The organism is Bordetella flabilis (assembly GCF_001676725.1).
Lineage (GTDB): Bacteria > Pseudomonadota > Gammaproteobacteria > Burkholderiales > Burkholderiaceae_B > Bordetella_C > Bordetella_C flabilis.
On the sequence record NZ_CP016172.1, the window covers coordinates 1626190 to 1646706 of the forward strand.

General features: G+C 65.7%; 19 protein-coding genes. 15 read left to right on the forward strand and 4 right to left on the reverse strand.

The annotated features are described in order from the left end of the window. Positions 1–32 precede the first annotated feature (32 nt). Positions 33–1109: a ubiquinol oxidase subunit II gene (gene cyoA, locus BAU07_RS07140; RefSeq protein ID WP_066655345.1), complete on the reverse strand. Its 1077-nt coding sequence runs from the start codon at positions 1107–1109 to the stop codon at positions 33–35. 287 nt (positions 1110–1396) lie between these two features. Here cyoA and BAU07_RS07145 point away from each other — a divergent pair, with 287 nt between their 5' ends. The 8 genes from BAU07_RS07145 (at position 1397) to BAU07_RS07180 (ending at position 12333) form a co-directional block, all read left to right on the forward strand. Then, on the forward strand, positions 1397–2737 hold the full coding sequence (locus BAU07_RS07145) for an MFS transporter (RefSeq protein ID WP_066655346.1): 1341 nt from the start codon (positions 1397–1399) through the stop codon (positions 2735–2737). 320 nt (positions 2738–3057) lie between these two features. Then, a complete protein-coding gene (locus BAU07_RS07150; protein WP_066655348.1) occupies positions 3058–4359 on the forward strand; it encodes an efflux RND transporter periplasmic adaptor subunit in 1302 nt (433 codons plus the stop codon). Positions 4360–4422: 63 nt separating this feature from the next. Further along, entirely contained in the window at positions 4423–7629 is a 3207-nt protein-coding gene (locus BAU07_RS07155; RefSeq protein ID WP_066655349.1) for an efflux RND transporter permease subunit, read from the forward strand. Beyond that, positions 7629–9146 carry an efflux transporter outer membrane subunit gene (locus BAU07_RS07160; protein ID WP_066664992.1) on the forward strand — a complete coding sequence of 506 codons (1518 nt, stop codon included), beginning with the start codon at positions 7629–7631 and terminating at the stop codon, positions 9144–9146. Before BAU07_RS07155 ends, BAU07_RS07160 begins: the two co-directional genes overlap by 1 nt. A 185-nt stretch (positions 9147–9331) precedes the next feature. Next, positions 9332–10723: an NAD(P)/FAD-dependent oxidoreductase gene (locus BAU07_RS07165; protein ID WP_084025466.1), complete on the forward strand. Its 1392-nt coding sequence runs from the start codon at positions 9332–9334 to the stop codon at positions 10721–10723. A gap of 10 nt (positions 10724–10733) precedes the next feature. Next, positions 10734–11066 (forward strand): hypothetical protein, encoded by a 333-nt coding sequence (locus BAU07_RS07170; RefSeq protein ID WP_066655351.1) that lies wholly within the window; start codon positions 10734–10736, stop codon positions 11064–11066. 75 nt (positions 11067–11141) lie between these two features. Next, positions 11142–11351 (forward strand): hypothetical protein, encoded by a 210-nt coding sequence (locus BAU07_RS07175; RefSeq protein ID WP_066655353.1) that lies wholly within the window; start codon positions 11142–11144, stop codon positions 11349–11351. A gap of 715 nt (positions 11352–12066) precedes the next feature. Continuing rightward, positions 12067–12333, forward strand: coding sequence for a KGG domain-containing protein (locus BAU07_RS07180; RefSeq protein WP_157122095.1), 267 nt, complete (start codon positions 12067–12069; stop codon positions 12331–12333). Between the two features lie 118 nt (positions 12334–12451). Here the strand turns inward: BAU07_RS07180 and BAU07_RS07185 are convergent, their stop codons facing one another. Continuing rightward, complete coding sequence (locus tag BAU07_RS07185) at positions 12452–13240, reverse strand: helix-turn-helix transcriptional regulator (RefSeq protein ID WP_066655357.1); 789 nt, start codon at positions 13238–13240, stop codon at positions 12452–12454. Between the two features lie 253 nt (positions 13241–13493). Between BAU07_RS07185 and BAU07_RS07190 the strand changes: the two genes are divergently transcribed. From BAU07_RS07190 to BAU07_RS07205, 4 genes are all read left to right on the forward strand, one after another. Continuing rightward, positions 13494–14468 carry a Bug family tripartite tricarboxylate transporter substrate binding protein gene (locus BAU07_RS07190; RefSeq protein WP_066655358.1) on the forward strand — a complete coding sequence of 325 codons (975 nt, stop codon included), beginning with the start codon at positions 13494–13496 and terminating at the stop codon, positions 14466–14468. Between the two features lie 79 nt (positions 14469–14547). Continuing rightward, positions 14548–15423, forward strand: a complete 876-nt coding sequence (locus BAU07_RS07195; protein ID WP_066655359.1) for a PhzF family phenazine biosynthesis protein — start codon at positions 14548–14550, stop codon at positions 15421–15423. 92 nt (positions 15424–15515) lie between these two features. Next, entirely contained in the window at positions 15516–15872 is a 357-nt protein-coding gene (locus tag BAU07_RS07200; RefSeq protein WP_066655363.1) for a type II toxin-antitoxin system prevent-host-death family antitoxin, read from the forward strand. Next, positions 15872–16498, forward strand: coding sequence for a zeta toxin family protein (locus BAU07_RS07205; RefSeq protein WP_066655375.1), 627 nt, complete (start codon positions 15872–15874; stop codon positions 16496–16498). The genes BAU07_RS07200 and BAU07_RS07205 overlap by 1 nt, the downstream gene beginning before the upstream one ends. 4 nt (positions 16499–16502) lie before the next feature. On the opposite strand, the gene BAU07_RS07210 is transcribed toward BAU07_RS07205, so the two are convergent. Together BAU07_RS07210 and BAU07_RS07215 are read right to left on the reverse strand one after the other, a co-directional pair. Then, positions 16503–17090, reverse strand: a complete 588-nt coding sequence (locus BAU07_RS07210) for a hypothetical protein (RefSeq protein WP_066655377.1) — start codon at positions 17088–17090, stop codon at positions 16503–16505. Beyond that, positions 17087–18193 (reverse strand): hypothetical protein, encoded by a 1107-nt coding sequence (locus BAU07_RS07215; protein ID WP_198168881.1) that lies wholly within the window; start codon positions 18191–18193, stop codon positions 17087–17089. The genes BAU07_RS07210 and BAU07_RS07215 overlap by 4 nt, the downstream gene beginning before the upstream one ends. A 65-nt stretch (positions 18194–18258) precedes the next feature. On the opposite strand from BAU07_RS07215, the gene BAU07_RS07220 reads away from it, so the two are divergent. The 3 genes from BAU07_RS07220 (at position 18259) to BAU07_RS07230 (ending at position 20424) form a co-directional block, all read left to right on the forward strand. Beyond that, positions 18259–18642 (forward strand): DUF488 domain-containing protein, encoded by a 384-nt coding sequence (locus BAU07_RS07220; RefSeq protein WP_066664998.1) that lies wholly within the window; start codon positions 18259–18261, stop codon positions 18640–18642. Between the two features lie 223 nt (positions 18643–18865). Then, on the forward strand, positions 18866–19411 hold the full coding sequence (locus BAU07_RS07225; RefSeq protein ID WP_066655380.1) for a sigma-70 family RNA polymerase sigma factor: 546 nt from the start codon (positions 18866–18868) through the stop codon (positions 19409–19411). A gap of 2 nt (positions 19412–19413) precedes the next feature. Further along, positions 19414–20424, forward strand: coding sequence for a FecR domain-containing protein (locus tag BAU07_RS07230; protein WP_066655381.1), 1011 nt, complete (start codon positions 19414–19416; stop codon positions 20422–20424). The last annotated feature ends 93 nt before the right edge of the window (positions 20425–20517 follow it).

Sequence of the window (20517 nt, forward strand, 5' to 3'; positions counted from 1 at the left end):
GGAGGCGCTGGCGAATAGAGGAACGGACGGCTTTACAGCGGCACGCGGTTGTCGAGGACTCCCGCGCCTACCGGGTTGCCGGGCGTGCATACGGCACCCACGTAATTGCGGGCGGATGTGTCGGCCAGGCCGAGGCGCACGCGCGTGGTCGCATTGGTGGCAAGGTTGTACGTGCCGGACGTACCCAGGCCACCCTTGGCATCGATGGCCATCATGTCCTTGATGCACATGCGGTTGGTCTCGACGCAGCGGTTCAGGATGGCGTCGTACAGGTCCGGCGCCACGCTGCCATAGCGACGCACCGGGTCTTTTTCGCTGGGTTGCTCCAGCTTCAGGTACACCGGGCGGGTAAGTTCTCCGCCGCCCTGGCGCGTCTGCTGCACCCAGTTTTCGAAATCCGCGGACGTCATGCCATAAAACTTGAAGCGCATGTCGGAAAACCCGGCGCCGCTGTAGTTGGCGGAAAAGCCTTCGTAGACACCGGCCTTGTTGATGACCGCGTGCAACTGGGTTTCCATGCCCGGCATCGCATAGACCTGCCCGGCCAGGGCCGGGATGAAGAACGAGTTCATCATGGTCGACGAGGTGATCTTGAACTGGATGGGCCGGTTGACGGGCGCGACGAGCTCGTTCACCGTGGCGATGCCCTGTTCCGGGTAGAGGAACAGCCATTTCCAGTCCAGCGCCACCACTTCGACCGTCAGCGGCTTGACGTTGGTGGGCAGCTCATGCCCTTCCGCAATGCGATCCAGGGGGCGGTAGGGGTCCAGCTTGTGGGTGCTGACCCAGGTCAGCGCGCCCAGCGCGATGATGATGAGGAGGGGGGCGGACCAGATCACCAGCTCGACCACCGTGGAATGGTGCCATTCCGGGTCGTATTTCGCCTCGGTGTTGGCGGCGCGGTAGCGCCAGGCGAAAACAAGCGTGAGGATGATGACCGGGACGATGATGATGAGCATCAGCACCGTGGAGATAATGATCAGGTCGCGCTGCTGCGCGGCGATATCCCCGGACGGAGACATCACCACCGCCTGGCAGCCGCCCAGCAGGGCAAGCAGGGCGAAGAGGGGAAGCAGGAGCAGTCCGCGGGAGGGCTTGGAGGATGACATGCCGGACGACGAAAGCCTAAACAGGGATAGGGCGGAAGCTAGGCGGGACGCGTAAGCGCCACGTAAGCAGCGAAGAGAAAAACACGCGAAATGTACAATTTTTGACGCACTGCGGAAAGTGGACATTTTGTCCCACCTATGGCGGTCGCCCAAAAGTCATGCCATGCTAAGGCCTGTTGGGCGCAAAGCAGAGCAATTTTCAGTAAAAATGCACGCCCGCGTGGTAGTAAACACAGAAGAAAGCGGTCCGTCGAGACCGCTGCATCAGCAAATCGCGAGGAAACAAGATGTCCATGACGGCCGGATACACCCACCCATCCTCGAGCAGCCTCGAGCACGACGCCAGGCTTACCACGGCCGACCATTCCAAAGTCGCCCCCGGAGAAATCGCGGTCGGCGTCGTTATTGGTCGAGCATCCGAATACTTTGATTTCTTCGTCTACGGAATCGCCTCGGTCCTGGTCTTCCCCCAGGTTTTCTTCCCATTCCTGACGCGCCTGGAGGGCATCCTGGCCTCCTTCGTCGTCTTTTCCTTCGCTTTCATCGCGCGGCCCTTCGGGACGGCCATTTTCATGGCGGTCCAACGGCGCTGGGGGCGGGGGTTCAAACTGACGGCGGCGCTGTTCCTGCTGGGTACCGCCACCGCGGGCATCGCCTTCCTGCCCAGCTATGCCAGCCTGGGCGAAAGCGCGATCGTATTGCTCGCGGTATTCCGCTGCGTGCAGGGCCTGGCCAACGGCGGCGCCTGGGATGGCCTGCCTTCCCTGCTAGCCTTGAACGCGCCGCCGGAGCGGCGCGGCTGGTACGCCATGCTCGGGCAACTTGGCGCCCCCATCGGCTTCCTGCTGGCCGGCGGGCTGTTCCTTTACCTGCATACGGGCCTGAGCGCGGACGACTTTTCCGAATGGGGATGGCGCTATCCTTTCTACGTTGCCTTCGCCATCAATGTCGTGGCCCTGTTCGCCCGGCTGCGGCTCATCGTGACCCACGAATATACCCAACTGCTAGAAGAGGGCGAACTCGAACCCATCGGCACGGCGGCCATGATCAAGACGCAGGGCTACAACATTTTCATCGGCGCCTTCGCGGCCCTGGCCAGCTATGCCTTGTTCCACCTCGTGACGATCTTCCCGCTGTCCTGGCTGGCCTTGCAGTCGACCCAGTCGATCAACGCCATCCTGACTGTCCAGGTGGTGGGCGCCGGGCTGGGCATCCTGGGCACCATCGCCTCGGGGTGGCTGGCCGACCATATCGGCCGCCGGACGACGTTGGGCCTGTTGGCCTGCCTGATCGGCGTGTTCAGTGTGTGCACGCCGTGGCTGCTGGACGGCGGCACCGTGGCGCAGGATGCCTTCATCCTGATCGGCTTCGTCCTGCTGGGTTTGTCGTATGGACAGGCCTCCGGCACGGTGACGGCCAATTTCGCCCGCCGATTCCGCTACACCGGCGCGGCGTTGACCTCGGATTTCGCCTGGTTGTTCGGCGCGGCCTTCGCGCCCCTGGTGGCATTGGGCCTGTCCGTCCGGTTCGGCCTGGCGGCGGTCAGCGTCTACCTGCTGTCGGGCGTCGCCTGCACGTTGCTCGCGCTGCGCGTCAACCGCGCGCTGGAAACCCAGACGCGAGACTAGCATCGCCCGCGTGGCGTTCGAGCGGTGTTGCGGGTCAATGGCCGGGCGGAGCGCCCGGCCATTGCTTTTGCCCGACCGGTAACCGGAAGGGCGTCCCGCCTGCCGTCAGGCAGGCCGCCTGACGTGTTCGCAATGTGGCGCTATATCGACACAGTTCGACCTAATATGGTGACATTTTCCGGGATGAGTTACATTAGCGCCGGCTCGACGGGGCGAAGGGGATGGAGGCGAAGGGTGCATTTGGCCCCTGGACGCCGGCTTTTCGCGCCCGTTTCATCGAAGAAACGGCATAGCGTGAATGCCGGTGTCGAGAGGAATCCATGCATTTTGCGCCCCCAGGTATTTCCAAGCGCGTAGCAAAGCCGCTGATTATTGCAACCCTCGGCGCATTGCTGGTGGCCGGTTGTGGTGAACGCCCGCAAATGAACCCCGGTCCGCCGCAGGTCAGCGTCATTACGGTGCAGCCCGAGCGCACGCCGCGCATCGCCGATCTGCCAGGCCGCGTGGACGCGGTGCGCGACGCCCAGATCCGCGCGCGCGTCACCGGCATCGTGCAGAAGATCACCTTCAAGCAGGGCGGGGACGTCAAGGAAAACGATCTGCTGTTCAAGATCGATCCGTCGCAATACAAGGCGGCCTACGACCAGGCCGCGGCCCAGTTGAAGCAGGCCCAGGCGGACCTGTTCAGCGCCAAGGCGCTGGCCGACCGCTATGCGCCGCTGGTCAAGGCGAATGCCGTCAGCAAGCAGGAATACGACAACGCGGTGGCCAGCTATCGCCAGGCCGACGCGGCTGTCGCGGCGGCGAAGGCCAATGTGCAAAGCGCCTCGATCAACCTGGGCTATACCGACGTGGTATCGCCCATCAGCGGCCGCATCGGCAAACCGCTGGTGACCGAAGGCGCGTTGGTCGAGGCTTCTTCCGCCACGCAGATGGCCCTGGTTCAACAGCTCGATCCGATCTATGTGGACTTCACCCAGTCCACGACGGATCTTGCAGCATTGCGCAAAGCCTTCGCGGGAGGCCAGTTGCAGAAGATAGGCAACGACGCGGCCCAGGCGCAGATCGTATTGGAAGACGGTTCCGAATATGCGCATGCGGGCAAGCTGCTCTTCACCGGTATCACGGTGGACCCGACCACCGGCCAGGTGAACCTGCGCGCCGAATTCCCCAACCCGGATCAGGTGTTGTTGCCGGGCATGTACGTGCGCGTGCGGCTTACCCAGGGTATCGACGACCAGGCGTTGCTGGTGCCCCAGCAGGCCTTGCAGCGCACCCCGGACGGCACGCAAAGCCTGATGCTGGTCAAGGACGGCAAGATCGACCAGGTCAGCGTCACCACAGGCGAAGCCATCAAGGGCCGGTGGGTCATCAACAGCGGGCTCAAGGCAGGCGATGTGGTGGTGGTCGAGGGCTTCCAGAAGGTCCGCCCAGGCGCGCCCGTCAAGGTGTCGCAATGGAATGCCGGACAGCCGGCCGCACCGGCGGCCGGGCGGGGCGCGCCCGCCCAAGGCGCGCCGCAGGGGCAGCCCGGACAAGGCCCTGCCCCGCAACAAGGGCAAGGGCCGGCACCCGCAGGCCAGCCCGCTCCGTCGGCGCAGCCGTCCGGACAGAAGTCGTAATGGAGCCGCGGCGCATGGCGCCGCGCTCTTGCTTCACGAGCATCGTCTCCAGGGTCTGCCCTCATGCCGCAATTTTTTATCGATAGACCGATTTTTGCCTGGGTTGTCGCCCTGTTCATCCTGCTGGCCGGGATCCTGGCGATTCCCAACATGCCGGTCTCGCAATATCCCAACGTTGCGCCGCCAGCCATCGAAATCACGGCAACCTATCCGGGCGCGTCGGCGAAGGAAGTCGCCGACTCCGTCACCAGCCTGATCGAAGACCAGCTCAACGGCGCCAAGGGCCTTCTGTACTACGAATCGGTGAGCGATTCGAACGGGCAGTCGACCATCACGGCGACTTTCGCGCCCGGACGCGATCCCGACCTGGCGCAGGTGGACGTGCAGAACCGCGTGGCCAACGTGACGGCACAATTGCCCGCCGCGGTGGCGCAGCAAGGCCTGCAGTTCCAGCAGACCAGTACCGGCTTCCTGATGATCGTCACGGTGTCGTCGACGGACGGCAGCCTCGACCAGACCGCGCTGGCGGATTATGTGACGCGCAATATCCAGAACCCGGTGTCCCGCGTGCCGGGCGTCGGCCAGTTCCAACTGTTCGCGGCGCCGCGCGCCATGCGTATCTGGGTCGATCCGCAGAAACTCGTGGGTTTCGGCCTCAGTATGTCGGACGTCAACCAGGCGATCGGCCAGCAGAACGTCCTGATCGCGGCGGGGAATATGGGTGGTCCGCCCAACCCGCGGGACCAGCGCACCACGGCGACCGTGATCGCGAACGGCCAACTCGCGACGGTCGAAGGCTTCGGCAACCTTGTCCTGCGCGCCAATACGGACGGCTCGCTGGTGCGGGTGCGCGACGTCGCGCGCGTCGAGATCGGCGCGGACAACTACTTCTTCGGCGCCCGCCTGAACGGCAAGCCGACCGCCGCGTTCGCCATCATCCTGTCGCCCGATGCCAACGCGCTGGCCACGGCCAAGGGCGTGCGGGCCCAGATGCAGCAGCTGTCCAGCTACTTTCCCGCGAACATCCAGTACGCCATTCCGTATGACACCGCGCCCTATGTGGAGGTCTCGATCACCGATGTGATCCATACCCTGCTCGAAGCCATGGTGCTGGTGTTCCTGGTCATGTTCCTGTTCCTGCAGAACGTGCGCTACACCATCATTCCGGCGCTGGTCGTGCCGGTGGCCATGCTGGGCGCCTTCGCGGTCATGCTGGCGCTGGGCTTTTCCATCAACGTGCTGACCATGTTTGCCATGGTGCTGGCGATCGGCATCCTGGTGGACGACGCCATCGTGGTGGTGGAAAACGTCGAGCGGATCATGGCCACGGAAGGGCTGTCGCCCAAGGAGGCGACCTCGCGGGCGATGCCGCAGATTACCGGTGCCATCACCGGCATTACGCTGGTGCTGGTCAGCGTATTCCTGCCGCTGGCGTTCATGGGCGGATCCGTCGGCGTCATCTATCGCCAATTCGCGGTGGCCATGGCGGTGTCGATTTTCTTCTCCGCCTTCCTCGCGCTGAGCTTCACGCCCGCCTTGTGCGCCACCATCCTGAAGCCGCTGCCGCCGGACCACAACCATGCGCGGCGCGGATTTTTCGGTTGGTTCAACCGCCGTTTCGAGAGCGGGACGCACCACTACCAGAACTGGGTATCGCGCATCCTGCACAAGGGCGGCCGCATGATGCTGGTCTACCTGATCCTGGTCCTGCTGCTGGGCTGGCTGTATTTCCGCATGCCTTCGTCCTTCCTGCCCGAGGAAGACCAGGGCTACGTGATCAGCAACATCGAGCTGCCGTCCGGGTCCAGCGCCAATCGCGCGGTGGATGTGCTGGAGCAGGTCGAGCAGTATTTCCTGTCGCAGCCCCAGGTCGAGAACATCATCGCGGTGCAGGGCTACAGCTTCAACGGCAACGGCCTGAATGCCGCCATCGCGTTCACCACGTTGAAGGATTTCGACGAACGCAAGGCTCGCAACGACTCTGCACAGGCCGTCGCATTCGGGGCGCTCAATCATCTGTTGATGGGCATCCATGACGCCATGGTCTTCACCGTGATTCCGCCCGCCATTTCGTCCCTGGGTAATGCCACGGGTTTCGACTTCCGGCTGCAGGACCGCGCCAACGCCGGCACCGATGCGCTGGCCTCCGCGACGGCGCAGCTGATGGGTATGGCGATGAAGAGTCCCGTGCTGTCCCAGGTGCGGATCTCCGGCCTGGGACCGAGCGCGCAACTGAGCCTGACCATAGACCGGGAGAAGGCGGCGGCGCTGGGCGTGAATTTCGGCGAGGCCGCCACGCTGGTGTCGACCGCGGTGGGCAGCGCGCTGATCAACAAGTTCCCCAACTTCGGCCGCATGCAGAACGTATGGGTGCAGGCCGATGCGCCGTACCGGATGCAGGTGGAAGACATCCTCAAGCTGAATGCCCGCAATAACGAAGGCGGCATGGTGCCCCTGTCCAGCTTCGTGACGGCCAAATGGGGCCAGGGCCCGGTGCAGATCGTGCGGTACAACAGCTACGAGGCCATTCGCATCAGCGGCGACGCCGCGCCGGGGCATACGAGCGGCGAGGCCATCCAGGAAATGCAGGACCTGGTGGCGCAACTGCCGCCCGGCTTCGGCTACGAGTGGAACGGCCTGTCCTATCAGCAGATCCAGGCTTCGGGCCAGGCACCGATTCTGATGGGGCTTTCGCTGCTGGTGGTGTTCCTGGTGCTGGCCGCGCTGTACGAGAGCTGGGCGATCCCGCTGTCGGTCATGCTGGTGGTGCCGCTGGGCATGCTGGGCGCGGTGGCGCTGGTCAGCGCGATGGGCATGTCCAACGACGTGTATTTCCAGGTCGGCATGGTGACCGTGATCGGCCTGGCCGCGAAGAACGCCATTCTTATCGTGGAGTTCGCGAAGGACCAGTACGCGCGCGGCGCGGGGCTTTACGAGGCGACGATCGAAGCGGCACGGCTGCGTTTCCGTCCCATCCTGATGACGTCGCTGGCCTTCATCCTGGGCGTCATCCCGCTGGCCATCGCCACGGGCGCGGGCGCGGCCAGCCAACGTGCGGTCGGCCTGGGCGTGCTGGGCGGGATGCTCGCGGCGACGCCGTTCGCGGTGATCTTCGTGCCGACGTTCTTCGTGGTGGTCCTGGGCCTGTTCAAGACCAAGCCGCGCCTGCTGGGTGCGGAAGCCCGGGAATTTGAAGCGCAACAAGCGGCGAAGCGGGCCCGGGAAGCTGGAACAGCCACGCCCGCCGCCGACGGTCAGGAGGGCAAATGATGAACGCCCTGGTATCCATTCGGCGCACGGCGCTGGGTACGGCCATGACGGCGGCCCTGGCGGGGTGCAGCCTGGCGCCGACGTATGAGCGGCCAGCCGCGCCCATCCAGGCCGACTGGCCGGAACAGCCGAAAATCGTGTATTCCGGGTACGACAAGGCATCGACGGCCGGCACGCAGCCCGCTGCGGCGCTGTCGGGGGCCAGTGACGTGGCGGCCGCGGACATCGGCTGGCGCGAGTTTTTCCGCGATCCGCGCCTGCAGGCCCTGGTTGCCCTGTCACTGCAGAACAACCGTGATCTGCGCGTCGCCGTGCAGCGTGTGGAAGTCGCGCGCGGACAGTGGGGCCAGCAACGGGGCCAGTTGTGGCCGGCCATCGGCGCCGGTGTGCAGGGAACGCGGCAGCGACTGCCGCGCGACCTGCGTCCGGGCGGGCCGGACAGCCAGTCCATCAGCAGCCAGTACCAGGCGGGACTGGGGCTGACGACCTTCGAGATCGATCTGTTCGGTCGCTTGCGCAGCTTGTCCGAGGCGGCATACCAGCAGTTTCTCGCCACCGAGCAGGCCCAGCGCAGCGTGCAGATTTCCCTGGTCGGCGAAGTGGCCCAGGCATATCTGAACCTGCGCGCCGCCGAGGTGCAGCTGGACCTGACACGCAAGACCCTGGACTCGCGCCAGGAGTCCTATGACCTGGTGAAGCGCCGCTTCGACGGTGGTGTCGCGTCCGAGCTGGACCTGAACCAGTCCAAGTCCCTGCTGGATTCCGCTTCGGCCGATCTGGCGCAATTGGCGCGCACGCAATCACAGGCGCTCAATGCGCTCGTGTTGCTGGTCGGCACGCCGTTGCCGGCCGATCTGCCGCCGCCGGCTCCCTTCGACAATGCCCAGGTCCTGGCGTCCATCCCGACCGGCTTGCCCTCGGCGCTGCTGGAACGGCGTCCCGACATCCTGGCGGCGGAGAACAGCCTGCGCGCGGCCAACGCCAATATTGGCGCGGCACGCGCGGCATTCTTCCCCACCATTTCGCTGACGGGCTTATTTGGCGTGGCCAGTCCTTCCTTGTCGGACCTGTTCAAAGGCGGCAACGGTTATTGGAGTTTCTCGCCGTCGATCACCACGCCGATTTTCGCCGGGGGCAGCATCCGCGCCGGCCTGGAAGTGGCGCGGGCGCAGGAGCGCATTGCCGTGGCGCAGTACGAGCAGTCCATCCAGCAGGCCTTCCAGGAGGTCTCAGACGCGCTGGCCGGCGAAGCGACCTACGGCGCGCAGGTGCAATCGCTGCGCGCCCTGGAGGCTTCCTCGGCTCGCACCCTGGAGTTGTCCAATCTGCGCTACAGCGGCGGTGTCGACAGCTATCTGCAAGTACAGAGCGCGCAGGTCGACTACTTCGACGCCCAACTCGCCCTTGTGCAGACAGGGCTGGCATCGTTGCTCAACCGTGTGCAGTTGTACAAGGCGCTCGGTGGTGGGTGGAGCGAGACGACCCAGACGGCGAAGGCGTCCCCCGGGGGCGGCTGAGACCGCGGGCCAAGGGGGCTGCCGCCATCCCGCGGGCCTGCCGGTACTGCGATGCCCCGGCGGGCACACAGCGCCACCGGAACACAATTTGCTGGACGCGAAGGATTGCGCGGCGAGCGGACCGCTCGCCGCGCGGTCCCTTATTCGCGCCGCCCGACTAGCGGCGCCCGCGTCAAGGTGTTCCGATGGCCGATACTCCAGCACTTTTGCGCGAAAGCGCTCAGCCTCCCTATCGTGCGTCCCCGGAGGGCGGGTTCCCGCTCCAGCGCCAGGCCGCGACGGCACCACACCGGGTGGTGATCGTCGGCGGCGGCGCCGGCGGTCTCGAGCTCGCCACCGAGCTGGGGCGCAAACATGGCCGCCACCATGTCACCCTGATCGACAGCCGCACCTTGCATATCTGGAAGCCGACCCTGCACGAGGCCGCCGCCGGCACCCTCGATGTGCAGCAGGAGGGGCTGTCCTACCTGATGCTGGCGAACTTATCGCATTTCAGCTTCGTCCTGGGCGCGATGCGCGGTGTCGACCGCGCGCGCCGCATGGTGCGCGTGGCGGCCGTGCCGACGCCCAGCGGCGATGTACTGCTTCCGGAACGCGATATCCCCTACGACACGCTGGTGGTCGCGGTCGGCAGTACATCCAATTTCTTCGGGACGCGGGGTGCGCGCGAATACGCCATCACGCTCGATACGCCGGAATCCGCCGAGCAGTTCCGCCTGACAATGCTGCAGGCCATGGTGAAGGTGGACCAGGCCAAGGCCCGCGATCCGGATGCCAAGCTGCATATCGCCATTGTGGGAGGCGGCGCCACGGGCGTGGAGCTGGCGGCCGAATTGCACGAGGCAAGCCGGCTGGTGGCCGCATACGGCCTGTCGCATTTCGATCCGGGCCGGGATCTTGCCATCCGCATCATCGAAGGCGCTCCTCGCATCCTGGCGGCGTTGCCGGACAGGCTCGCGCGCGCCGCGCAGGAGCGCCTGACGCGCCTCGGGGTGGCGATAGAGTCAGGCTGCCTGGTGTCGGAAGTGACGCCCGATACGGTCGTCACCAAGGACGGCCGCACCTTTCCGGCGAACCTTTGCATGTGGGCGGCGGGCATCGAAGGGCCAGATGTACTTGCCTCGCTGGACCTGCCGCGCAACCGCGTCGGCCAACTGGAAGTGGATGGCTTTCTGCAAACGCAGGATCCGCACATCCTGGCCTTTGGCGACTGCGCCGCTGCGCCACGCGCCGACGGAGGCACGGTCCCCGCGCGCGCGCAGGCGGCGCACCAGGAGGCGGCCTACCTGAAACGCCGCCTGGATGCCCGCATCGCGGGCCGGGCGGAACCCCGTGCGCCGTTCGTCTATAAGGACCGCGGGTCGCTGGTGGCGCTGGGGCGCGAACGCGGAGTCGGCAGCCTGATGGGGGCGCTGCTGGGGCGCGGCTTTTTCGTCAGCGGGACCATCGCGCGCTGGATGTACGCCAGTCTGCATCTGATGCATCACCGCACCGTGCTGGGTCTGTCACGGACGATATCCCTGGCGCTGGCGCGCCTGCTGACACGGCGGTCCCAGCCGCGCGTCAAACTGCATTGAGGGGACGGCCATGGACACCATCGTGATACTCCGCTTCGAAACCTATGACGACGCCATGCGTGCCCGCGATGGCGTCGTGCACCGGCATGCCGCCGACCTGATCGAGGCGCGCGTCGAGCTGCGCGACGACGAGGCGGGGCCGACACAGGGCAATTTCGTGACGGGCAACAAGCTTCATGACGGCAAGCAGACGGGCGAATACGCCGAGCAATTCAAGAATCCCTGCATCGGCGGGCCCGTGCTGGTTATCGCCGATTGCCATGATCCCGAGGCTGCGCAACGCGTGACGGAATTTCTGACCGCGCTGGGAGGCCGGGAGCTGGAGTTCCCCGCGACGCCCTGAAACGCGGGTGCCGGTACGACCCTTGCATCGATATTCCTGCCACTGCGCGGCGCAGGGCCTTACAAGGAGATATCGATGAACGACGACAAGCGCCACGATTCCACCCCCAAGCAACCTCTGCCCTCCAAGGGCGAAGGGGCGCATCCCGCGGCGTCCGATGAACCGATCCGGAGCCGCAGTGCCGATCCTGGCCAAAGCAGCTATGGCGGCTTCTCCGGCGAGGATCCCCGCCACCAGGCGCAAGACATCAAGGATGACGCCAAATCCGGCACGAAGCAGAAGTAAAAATCCAAAAAAGAAGGCCACTGCGTGAGCGGTGGCCTTTGAAGGCTCGTGTGTGGGTCTAGAACGTACCAGCTGCAATGAATACAACGGTTCGACCCGCGAAGGAAATTAGCACTGCAGTGTTGAACGTCCCTAACCGACCTGCTTCAATTCGTAACCTCAGCAGCAGCGCGGCCATACGTCCGCCCAGCCGTAGCGTGACTGCTTTGCGGGGGCCCCGACCCGCCGCACACTGCCGCGCCTCAGGCAGGGGATACATATTAAGTAACGAGAGACCTGACGCAGCGGGTCCGTACTCCCCACCCTAAGGACCATCCACAGGAATGAAAGACCGCCCGCGCCAACGTGTTTGCGTGCGGATTGGGTCGCCTGTCCATCGAAAAGTGACGCCGGGAATTTTTGTTTTTTTGCGGGCCGCAGCGGCTGGATGGCAGGCCGCAGGGAAGGCCTTGGCAGCGATCGTTTATTGCATGTATTCCGTAAGCGCTACAAAAGCGGTAAGCGGTGCCGATCCGTAACTTCACTGCTAAAGCGGGCGCCCCCGCCGTCGGGCGAGCGCCGCGCGAACCGTGCGTCTACGACCGTGGTCGGAAGACCAACTGCCGGGGTATGCACCGTCCTTGGGTGACAGGCCTCAGGCAAGGGGAATCCCTCGAATACGCCGCGTGGGCACGTCCGTTGCCTTATCGAAGTTACTTACCAATGGGGGCGCACGATGAGCGACGAACGCAAAGGGGAACGCAAGCCGAGGGGCTTTGCAGCGATGGATCCGGAGATGCTGCGAGGGATCGCGGCGCAAGGGGGCCGCGCCGCACACGCGATGGGAAAGGCGCATCGCTTCGACTCGCATGAGGCCAAGCTGGCCGCCGCCAAGCGGCATGCGACCAGGACCAGCAAGGACGACACGACCTCCGATGAGCGGGCCGGGGAGCGGGAAACCGCCACCGCGGACGTCGACGGCGGCGGCGAGCAAAAGGGCTGATAGACGCGGCGGCACGACGCGGCGTGCCAGCGCCTCGTCGAGGCGGTGGCGCGCCCACGTGGCCGATAACCGTGGCGGATAACCGGGACGGGTAGTGCCAGTCCGCGTATCGGCACCATCAGCCGTCCACACCGCGCAGCAGGCGGTTCAAGTGACCGCTGTGAGCAAAGCCGAACCGCGCGCTGACATTCGAAGGTGCGTAACCCGCCTTCAGCAGGCGCCGAATCTCGCGCACGAACAGAGTGCGTCTCAAGCTGACCGGCGTCATGGCGAACTCCTGCTGGCAACAGCGCTGCAGGTGGCGCGTCGATACGCCGAGAACGCCGGCGATGTGCTCGATCGTGGGCGGGGTATGTCCGTCATCGATGGCCTGCCGGAACATCGTGGCCATACGGCGTGACGGCGGCAACTCCGGTCGCGGACATGCCGCCGGCCGGCTCATGGCCAACTGTGCCACGACGGCAGGAACCAGCAGGGCGGCGCTGCGCATGCTGATGGCCGGCGCCAATAACGCGTCCAGCATGCTTACACTCGCGGCGTCCAGTCGCAGCAGTCCATGCGCTGCGCAATTCCGCACGAACTCCGGTGTCAGATACAGCTCGCCATGCTGCTGTCGTTGCGTTGTCGAGCGGGTGCAGTGCGGGGTGGCGGCTGGCAGCAGAAGCGCGTATCCCCGCGCCAGCGTCATGCGCCGCGGCAGGATCGCCGGCGCGGGCGTATCGGCGGCCATGCCGGCCTGCGGATCCATCCACGCGCTTTGTAATGCACCGCTGCGCGGCCACAGCAGCATCATGCAGTCGTGCATGTGCCACTGCATTGCATACGGAGCCTGACGGTCCACGCGAAGCGCGAACCCCGCCTGGGCGGCGAGCGGCAGCTTGGGGGACATCCGTGCTTGTATGTTCATATCGCGTCCTTCCGTTATGCCGCGCGGGTACTTGCGCCGCGCCGCGGGCAGGACGAGGGGAAGTGCAGCCGACGACGACGGAGTGGTTTGCCAGGGTGGAACAGCCATTGTAAAGACGTGAAGCGGTGCGGGACGTCGTGTTGCGTATCGCGCCTGGCCTTGTCGTGTTCGGGATCACCGGCTGTCGCATCCGGGTTGGAAGTGGCGACGGCACGACCCTACCATGCGGCAAACAGCGCCAGGAGGGGCTCTCATGTCGTCACTTTCCAGTTTCCCGCGCGGCACGCTTATCGCCGTGGCGGCCTTGCTTGCCAGTACGCCGGCCATGGGGCAGGACTGGCCGGTCAAACCCGTTACGCTCGTGGTGCCGTTCCCGCCGGGGGGCGGCACCGACCTGGTGGTCCGCGCGGTGCAGGCTCCCCTGGCCAAGCTGCTGGGACAGCCGGTCATCATCGACAACCGCGGCGGTGCGGGCGGAACGGTGGGCTCGGCCTTCGTGGCGCGGGCGCGTCCCGACGGGTATACCGCGCTGGCGGTGACGACCAGCACGCATGCCGTAAGCGCCAGCGTGTACAAGCATCTGCCTTATGACCCCGCCAAGGATTTCAGCTATGCCGGCCTGATCGGCACATCGCCTTATGTGCTGGCGGTCAATCCGGCAGTGGCGGCTGCCGACGTCCGATCCCTGGTCTCTACCTTGTCGCGGCGCTCGCCGAATGGCACGTTCGGGTCCGTGGGCGTGGGCACGGTTTCGCACCTGCTGGGCGAGAAATTCCAGAAGCTTGCCGGGCTGTCCTTGGTGCATGTCCCTTATCGCGGCGCTGCGCCCGCCTACACCGACCTGATCGGCGGCCAGATCGATATGATGTTCGACAACCCTGTCGGGCTGACGGCGTACGTCCGGGCGGGCAAGCTGACGGCGGTCGCCACCACGGCGCCGACACCGCTGCTGCCCCAGGTCCGGACCTTCGCCCAACAGGGCATGGCCGGCATCGACCAGTCCCTTTGGTACGGCATCGCGTTTCCGAAAGGCACGCCGGGGACCATCGTCGACCGGTTCAGCCAAGCCCTGCAGCGAGCGCTGGAGGATCCAGCCGTCTCTGCCGACCTTGCCGCCAAAGGGGTGACCGTTCAACCCGGCAGCGCCCAGGCGCTGGCCGACCGTGTGGCGCATGACGTGCCGTTCTGGGGTGAAATCGCCCAATCCGTGGGAGCTGTCGTTGACTGATCGTTCTATTTCGCCAGGCCAGGCCTTCGCTGAGCCTGCCCATCTACCCGCGCGCCCGGAGTGGCCAGCTCCGCACGCAGTGGTTCTGATTCGGGTCTTCGTACAGGACGGACAGGGCGGGAACCCGGTACCCCTGGTCGCCGATGCGCGCGGGATGGATACGGAGGCCATGCGTGCCGTCGCGCGCGACCATGGCTATGAGTCCGCGTTCATCCTGCCCACGGGCCGGCCGGATTGCGACCTGCGGCTGCGCTATTTCGTGCCGCTGCACGAAATGGAGATGTGCGGACATGCCACCGTCGGCGCGCTCTGGGCCTTGCGCCAATGGGGCCGCTGGGCGACGGCCCAGGCCACGGTGGAAGCCGCCAGTGGCGTTGTCGATGCCCAGTGGGAAGATGACACGGGAACCGTATGGATTTCGCAGCCGGCCGTGAGGACACAACCCCTGGATGCAGCGGCGCGGCAGGCGGTGGCGCGCGTGCTGCGCCTGCCGGACCCGGATGGCGCAGCCGACGCGCTGGACATGGTCAACGCGGCAACCAGCCGGATGAAGACTTTGGTGCGCCTGCCGGACGTTCGCACCCTGAATGCCCTGCGGCCGGACTTCGCGGCGATCGAGTCAGTGTGCGAAGCAATCGGTTCCACGGGTCTGTATCCCTACGCCTTCGACGGTGAAGGCGGGGTGCTGGCACCGACCGCGCACGCGCGTCAATTTCCCAAGGCCTCGGGTTATCCGGAAGACGCCGCGACCGGCATCGCCGCCTCGGCATTATGGGGATACCTGGCAGGGCAGGGCATCATCGACGCCGGCACCGCCGCGAATCCGGTGACGTGCACGATCCGCCAGGGTCAAGCCATGGGGTCGCCTTCGGCGATCGCGGTAAGAGGGCGCTGGAGCGATTCCGGGGCGGCTGCGGGTTGCATGCTGGGTGGGCAGGTAATGTGGGGACGGTGACGTTGCCAGCTTAAGGTGAGCCAGAAGGGCCAATTTACCCTTTTTTCCCAAAATGGGTAAAATGGTCCGCAGCCTTCCACAGGAGCATCGCCATGGCACTTCCACTTCGAATCGACGCCATCGAGGCCTTGCCTCGTACACCGGCCTCGGATGTCAAGAAGCAGGGCTGGCGTGGCGTGATGCGCAGTGTCATGCGCACCGGAAAAATGGTGGTCACCAACCACAACCAGCCCGAGGCGGTGATTCTCTCCACGGACGAATACCGCGCCATGGTGCAGGCCCTCCAGGCGGCCAATTCCAATATGCCGTCGGCACTGGATATGTTGCGCCAGCGCTTCGATACGCATTTGTCCGAGCTCGACGCTCCCGATGCCGGCGACCGCCTGCGCCGTCTTTTCGACCAGCCCGCCCAACTGGACGGTAAGGTCAAGGCCGGAACCGGCTATTGATGGCAAGGCCGCTGCTGTATGTGCTTGCCGGCGTCAATGGCGCGGGCAAGAGTTCGGTCGGCGGCCACCTGCTGCGGCAGGCCGGGCTGGCCTGGTTCAATCCCGACACCTATGCGCGGGAATGGATGGCAGTCACTGGCGCGACACAGGCGCAGGCCAATGCCGTCGCGTGGCAGGAAGGCGTGCGGCGGCTCGACGAGGCCGTACTCCAGAACAGGAATTTCGCCTTTGAGACCACCCTGGGCGGCAACACCATCGCGGCCCGGCTGAAGGCCGCCGCGGCGTCCCACGACGTTGCCATGTGGTTCTGCGGATTGAGCTCCCCCGAGCAGCACATCGCGCGAGTACGGGCCCGGGTATCCGCGGGCGGCCACGACATTCCCGAAGTCCGCATCCGCGAGCGCTACATCACCGCGCGCGCAAACCTGGTCGGCCTGATGCCGGTCCTGGCGTACCTGCGCGTGTATGACAACAGCGCCGAAGCGCCGCCGGGTACCGCGGTTCCAGACCCACGGCTGTTGCTGGACATGGCCAAGGGTGAAGTGCGCTGGCCGACGGCCGTGGCGGATCTCCGGCGCACGCCGGAATGGGCCAAGCCGTTGCTCGCCGTTGCGATGCAGGTATAACGCGTCAGTGCGTCCGCCCTTGCGCGCCCGTACCGGCCGTGCCGGGCCTTATACCGGCCTCCTGTTCGCATGCGGCCAGCGAGCGCGCAGCCTCGGCCAGTCCGCCGGGCTGGATTTCATACGTCGTATCGCCAATCGCGATGCCCGCGGAATGCGCTTGTGCAAGCCGCGGCAAAAGCGCACGCACCTCCGTGCTCTCGTCGGCGCGTGTCAGCCGCGCGGGGCCGGATACCTCGATCGGCAACCGTGCGACTTCCGCGCCGTCCAGGGTTACCGCCAAGCGCGAGGCGCCAGTCCCGCCTGCCTCTTTGTCGATCAGCATCAGCGCGAAAATGTCAGGCCGGCTGGCGATTTCCAGCACGAAGGCATGCGGAGAACTGAACGCGGCCCCGGTGATGCAGGTATGGCTGCCGTCGGCGTCGCGGCGCAATTCGGTCAACCAGGGTCCGTCCTTGGGCCAGGCCTTCATCAGGCCGGCACCGGCCGGCTGCGCCATGGCCGACGTCCCGTGAAGCAGGCCGAACGCCGCCATCGCGGCGATAGTACGGGTCATCATCGGTGCGAGTGCCGTGAGGCTGCTGATTTTCATCATTGCGCGATCCCACCCTGTGACGCGCCTGGAGGGAGGCGGCGGAAGGCGACGTAGCCGCCATCGGCATCGAACAGGTAGTCGAAGGCATTGAGCACATGGACGCTGGTGTTAACGAAGGTCGGCCTGTCGTGGCCCTCTACCAGGACGATGCGGGACGGCGCCACCGGATCGTTCCGGTCCTGCGCCGTGAAGCCATAGCGCGGCGATTGCGGGCCGTCGTCCGGTCCGAAGCGGATACCGACCGGGGTGCCGGCCACGAGCGTGCGGCTGCCTGTTGCGCCGGCTTCGGTCCGGGTCGCGGCGCGGTCGGGCGGCACGGTCAGGTACATGGCCGTGACGCCGGTATCGACCAGGGCCGTGCCGCAGGCTGGCTGCGTCCGGGCCACCGTGATGCAAGCAGGCAGCGGCTTCCAGTCGCGTCCGTCCGGCGCCTTGTCCAGCTTGATGAACCGGTAGCTGCCGCGTGTGTTCGCCACGGTCAGACCCACATGCACGCCCTCCCGCGTGACGACATAGCCGCGCCGCGCCAGGCCTGGCTGGCCCATGGTGCCCATGCCCGGCAGATTCAGGAAAGGATTCTTGTCCGGCGTGCTTTGCGCCTGATGGTCGCTTTCCCGGGCAAACCCGATGCCGACCATCGCGACGTGGCGCGGATCGTCGGTGGGTTCGCAGTCGCGTGCATTGCTGAAGCAGTCGATGCGGTCGATGGCCAGCACGGGCATGGGCTGTGTCGTGACGTGTGCGCCATTCGCGCCGCTGATCGTCGCCGCCGTCATCACCCAGTGTCCGCGCATGATGCGTCCGGAACTGGAGTAGCTGAGGGTGCCGGGGCCGAGCTGCGGAAGCCGCTCCACACCCGGAATGGATGTGGCCGAAACCACGATGCCGGTCGAGCCGGTATCCATCACGGCGCGCACTGACGGACCGCCGAAGGACAGTCCCAACGTCGGCGGAGCCGTCCGCGCGACGTTGCCTTCCGGCGTGTTCAGAAAGCGTAGATAAACGCCACTGTGATACGCCTCGTAGCGCGGATCGGCGAGCGCCGCGTGCGTGGCCAGCATCAGGCAAGCAGCCGTGGCGAAAAAGCGTAGTGTTCTAGCCATGGTGGCACGCATCGTACTGCAGAATTGCGGAATGATCGGAAGCTGCAATGCAGGAGGGACCGTCCATGGCCCACGCATCCCACGATGTCCGCATCAAGCGCATCTACGAGCCCGTCGATCCCGACGACGGCACGCGGGTCCTGGTAGATCGGCTATGGCCGCGCGGCGTGCGCAAGCAGACCGCGGCGCTGGCGCTGTGGCTGAAGGACATCGCGCCCAGTCCGGCATTGCGCCAGTGGTTCAATCACGACCCCGCCAGGTGGCAGGAGTTCCGGCACCGCTACCGCGCCGAACTGGCCGGCAACGAGAAAGCCGTCGCGCAACTGCGTCATCTCGTCGCCCACGGCCGCGTGACCCTGCTCTATGGGGCACACGATGAATTCCACAATCAAGCGGTGCTGCTGGCGGAATATATGCGCGAGGAGATGGCGAAGCAGCCCCGCCGATAGAAGGGGCGCTGGGCATATGCCAGGCGCGTCGTTCCGCTGTAGTGGGATGTTCAATGCAATGTTCGAAGGCGGCCCATGGGGTCTTTATCCCAAGTGGCCGTAACGATCGCGGGCTGATCCGCCCCGTACGAGGCATTGCCCGAAACAGGAAATTTCAGTTATAAACAATAACTATTCCTATTTCTATTTGGCTCGGCTTGCGCTGCGCCAGGGTTTTCGCCCGATGTCTGTCGTCATGCCCCCTGTGCACCAAGATTTGAGCGCCCTATACCGAGATCATCACGGCTGGCTGCTGGGATGGTTGCGGCGCCGCCTGGGTAATGCCGCGGACGCAGCCGATCTGACGCACGACGCCTTCCTGCGCCTGATCCTTAAGCCGGCGCCCGACGGTTTTGCCACCGGGGGCGCTGCGCGGGCCTACCTGCGCGCCATGGCGCAGGGTCTATGCACGGATCTCTGGCGGCGGCGAGAAGTAGAGCAGGCCTGGCTGGAATGCCTTGCGGCCCGACCTGTCGCCTACGTGCCTTCCCCGGAACACCAGTCGCTAGTCATCGAAACCCTGATGGAGGTCGGCGAGTGGCTCGGCCGCCTGCCGGAAACGGTACGCACGGCCTTCATCCAGGCTCAGATACATGGGCTTTCGACGCGGGAGATCGCCGACCATATGGGCGTGTCCCTGCGCATGGTTCAGAAGTACTTGGCTCGGGCCATGCTGCACCTCGCGCTGATCGATGCCGGGCTGACTTCTTCCAGTGCACACAGGTCCTAGCCATGGTGGCCTCGCTTCCGCCGGTCTTTGCCGAAGACCGCTCCGTGCAAGCGGATTATGAAAGCCTGAAAGTGGCTGCCGAGTGGTATGCGGTATTGCAGGATGCCGAGACTGGCCTCGGGCAGCACGCCGCATGGCAACGCTGGCTGGACGCGCGGCCGGAACATCGACGCGCCTGGGCGCACGTCGAGGCTGTAAGCCGGCGCTTTGCGCTGCTGCGTAACGATGGTGAGCGCGAAGCCGCGGAGAAAGCGGTACAAGTGGCCTCCCGCCGCGCGCCGTCGCGCCGCCAGGCCGCCGGCCGCGTCCTGGCGCTGGGCGGCGTGGGGCTCCTGGGCTGGCTGGCCTGGCGGCTCACGCCCTTGCCCGCCGTCGTGACCGCGTGGCGTTCCGACTATGCCACCGGAGTCGGCGAACAACGCGAGATCATCCTCGCCGACGATACCCGCGTCCGGCTCAACACCCGCAGCGCCATCGATGTCCATTTCAGGCAGGATCGCCGCCTGATAACGCTGGTCCGTGGCGAAATCCTCGTCGAAACGGGCAACGATGCCCGGCAACGTCCTTTTTTCGTCGATACCCGCTACGGTCGGCTGCAGGCGTTGGGCACCCGTTTCACGGTAAGACAGGCGGATGACGATGTCCTGTTGGCGGTCTATGACGGGCAGGTGCGCATCGAGAACCTGGCCGGCCGCATTGCGCTCGTGCGTGCCGGCGAACAAACGCGTTACACCGCCGACGGCATCTCCATGGCCGTCCCCGCCGACCCCGCGCGCGAAGCCTGGTCTCGCGGCGTGATCCTGGCCGAGAATCTGTCCCTCGCCGATCTCATCGCGGAACTGGGCCGCTATCACCCCGGGTATACAGGCGTCGATCCCCGCGTCGCCGGCCTGCGCGTCGTCGGCCGCTATCCGGCCAACGACATGGATCGGACGCTGGCCATGCTCGAGCGGGAGTTGCCGATACGCGTCCAGCGCACGCTGCCATGGTGGGTGACGCTCGAGCCCAGGTGAGCACGCTCCCGAAAAATTCACGCCACGGTTCGCTTTTTCTCTGCTCGTTCGATTAACAGGGAAAGAGGACCCCGCGGAGCCCTGCCACGCCCA

Coding starts and splice junctions, on each gene's coding strand:
- cyoA (WP_066655345.1), bottom strand. CDS start 1,109: ATGTCATCCTCCAAGCCCTCCCGCGGACTGCTCCTGCTTCCCCTCTTC.
- BAU07_RS07170 (WP_066655351.1), top strand. CDS start 10,734: ATGGACACCATCGTGATACTCCGCTTCGAAACCTATGACGACGCCATG.
- BAU07_RS07215 (WP_198168881.1), bottom strand. CDS start 18,193: ATGGCTAGAACACTACGCTTTTTCGCCACGGCTGCTTGCCTGATGCTG.
- BAU07_RS07210 (WP_066655377.1), bottom strand. CDS start 17,090: ATGATGAAAATCAGCAGCCTCACGGCACTCGCACCGATGATGACCCGT.
- BAU07_RS07225 (WP_066655380.1), top strand. CDS start 18,866: ATGTCTGTCGTCATGCCCCCTGTGCACCAAGATTTGAGCGCCCTATAC.
- BAU07_RS07185 (WP_066655357.1), bottom strand. CDS start 13,240: ATGAACATACAAGCACGGATGTCCCCCAAGCTGCCGCTCGCCGCCCAG.
- BAU07_RS07200 (WP_066655363.1), top strand. CDS start 15,516: ATGGCACTTCCACTTCGAATCGACGCCATCGAGGCCTTGCCTCGTACA.
- BAU07_RS07150 (WP_066655348.1), top strand. CDS start 3,058: ATGCATTTTGCGCCCCCAGGTATTTCCAAGCGCGTAGCAAAGCCGCTG.
- BAU07_RS07180 (WP_157122095.1), top strand. CDS start 12,067: ATGAGCGACGAACGCAAAGGGGAACGCAAGCCGAGGGGCTTTGCAGCG.
- BAU07_RS07230 (WP_066655381.1), top strand. CDS start 19,414: ATGGTGGCCTCGCTTCCGCCGGTCTTTGCCGAAGACCGCTCCGTGCAA.
- BAU07_RS07145 (WP_066655346.1), top strand. CDS start 1,397: ATGTCCATGACGGCCGGATACACCCACCCATCCTCGAGCAGCCTCGAG.
- BAU07_RS07220 (WP_066664998.1), top strand. CDS start 18,259: ATGGCCCACGCATCCCACGATGTCCGCATCAAGCGCATCTACGAGCCC.
- BAU07_RS07160 (WP_066664992.1), top strand. CDS start 7,629: ATGAACGCCCTGGTATCCATTCGGCGCACGGCGCTGGGTACGGCCATG.
- BAU07_RS07155 (WP_066655349.1), top strand. CDS start 4,423: ATGCCGCAATTTTTTATCGATAGACCGATTTTTGCCTGGGTTGTCGCC.
- BAU07_RS07190 (WP_066655358.1), top strand. CDS start 13,494: ATGTCGTCACTTTCCAGTTTCCCGCGCGGCACGCTTATCGCCGTGGCG.
- BAU07_RS07175 (WP_066655353.1), top strand. CDS start 11,142: ATGAACGACGACAAGCGCCACGATTCCACCCCCAAGCAACCTCTGCCC.
- BAU07_RS07165 (WP_084025466.1), top strand. CDS start 9,332: ATGGCCGATACTCCAGCACTTTTGCGCGAAAGCGCTCAGCCTCCCTAT.
- BAU07_RS07205 (WP_066655375.1), top strand. CDS start 15,872: ATGGCAAGGCCGCTGCTGTATGTGCTTGCCGGCGTCAATGGCGCGGGC.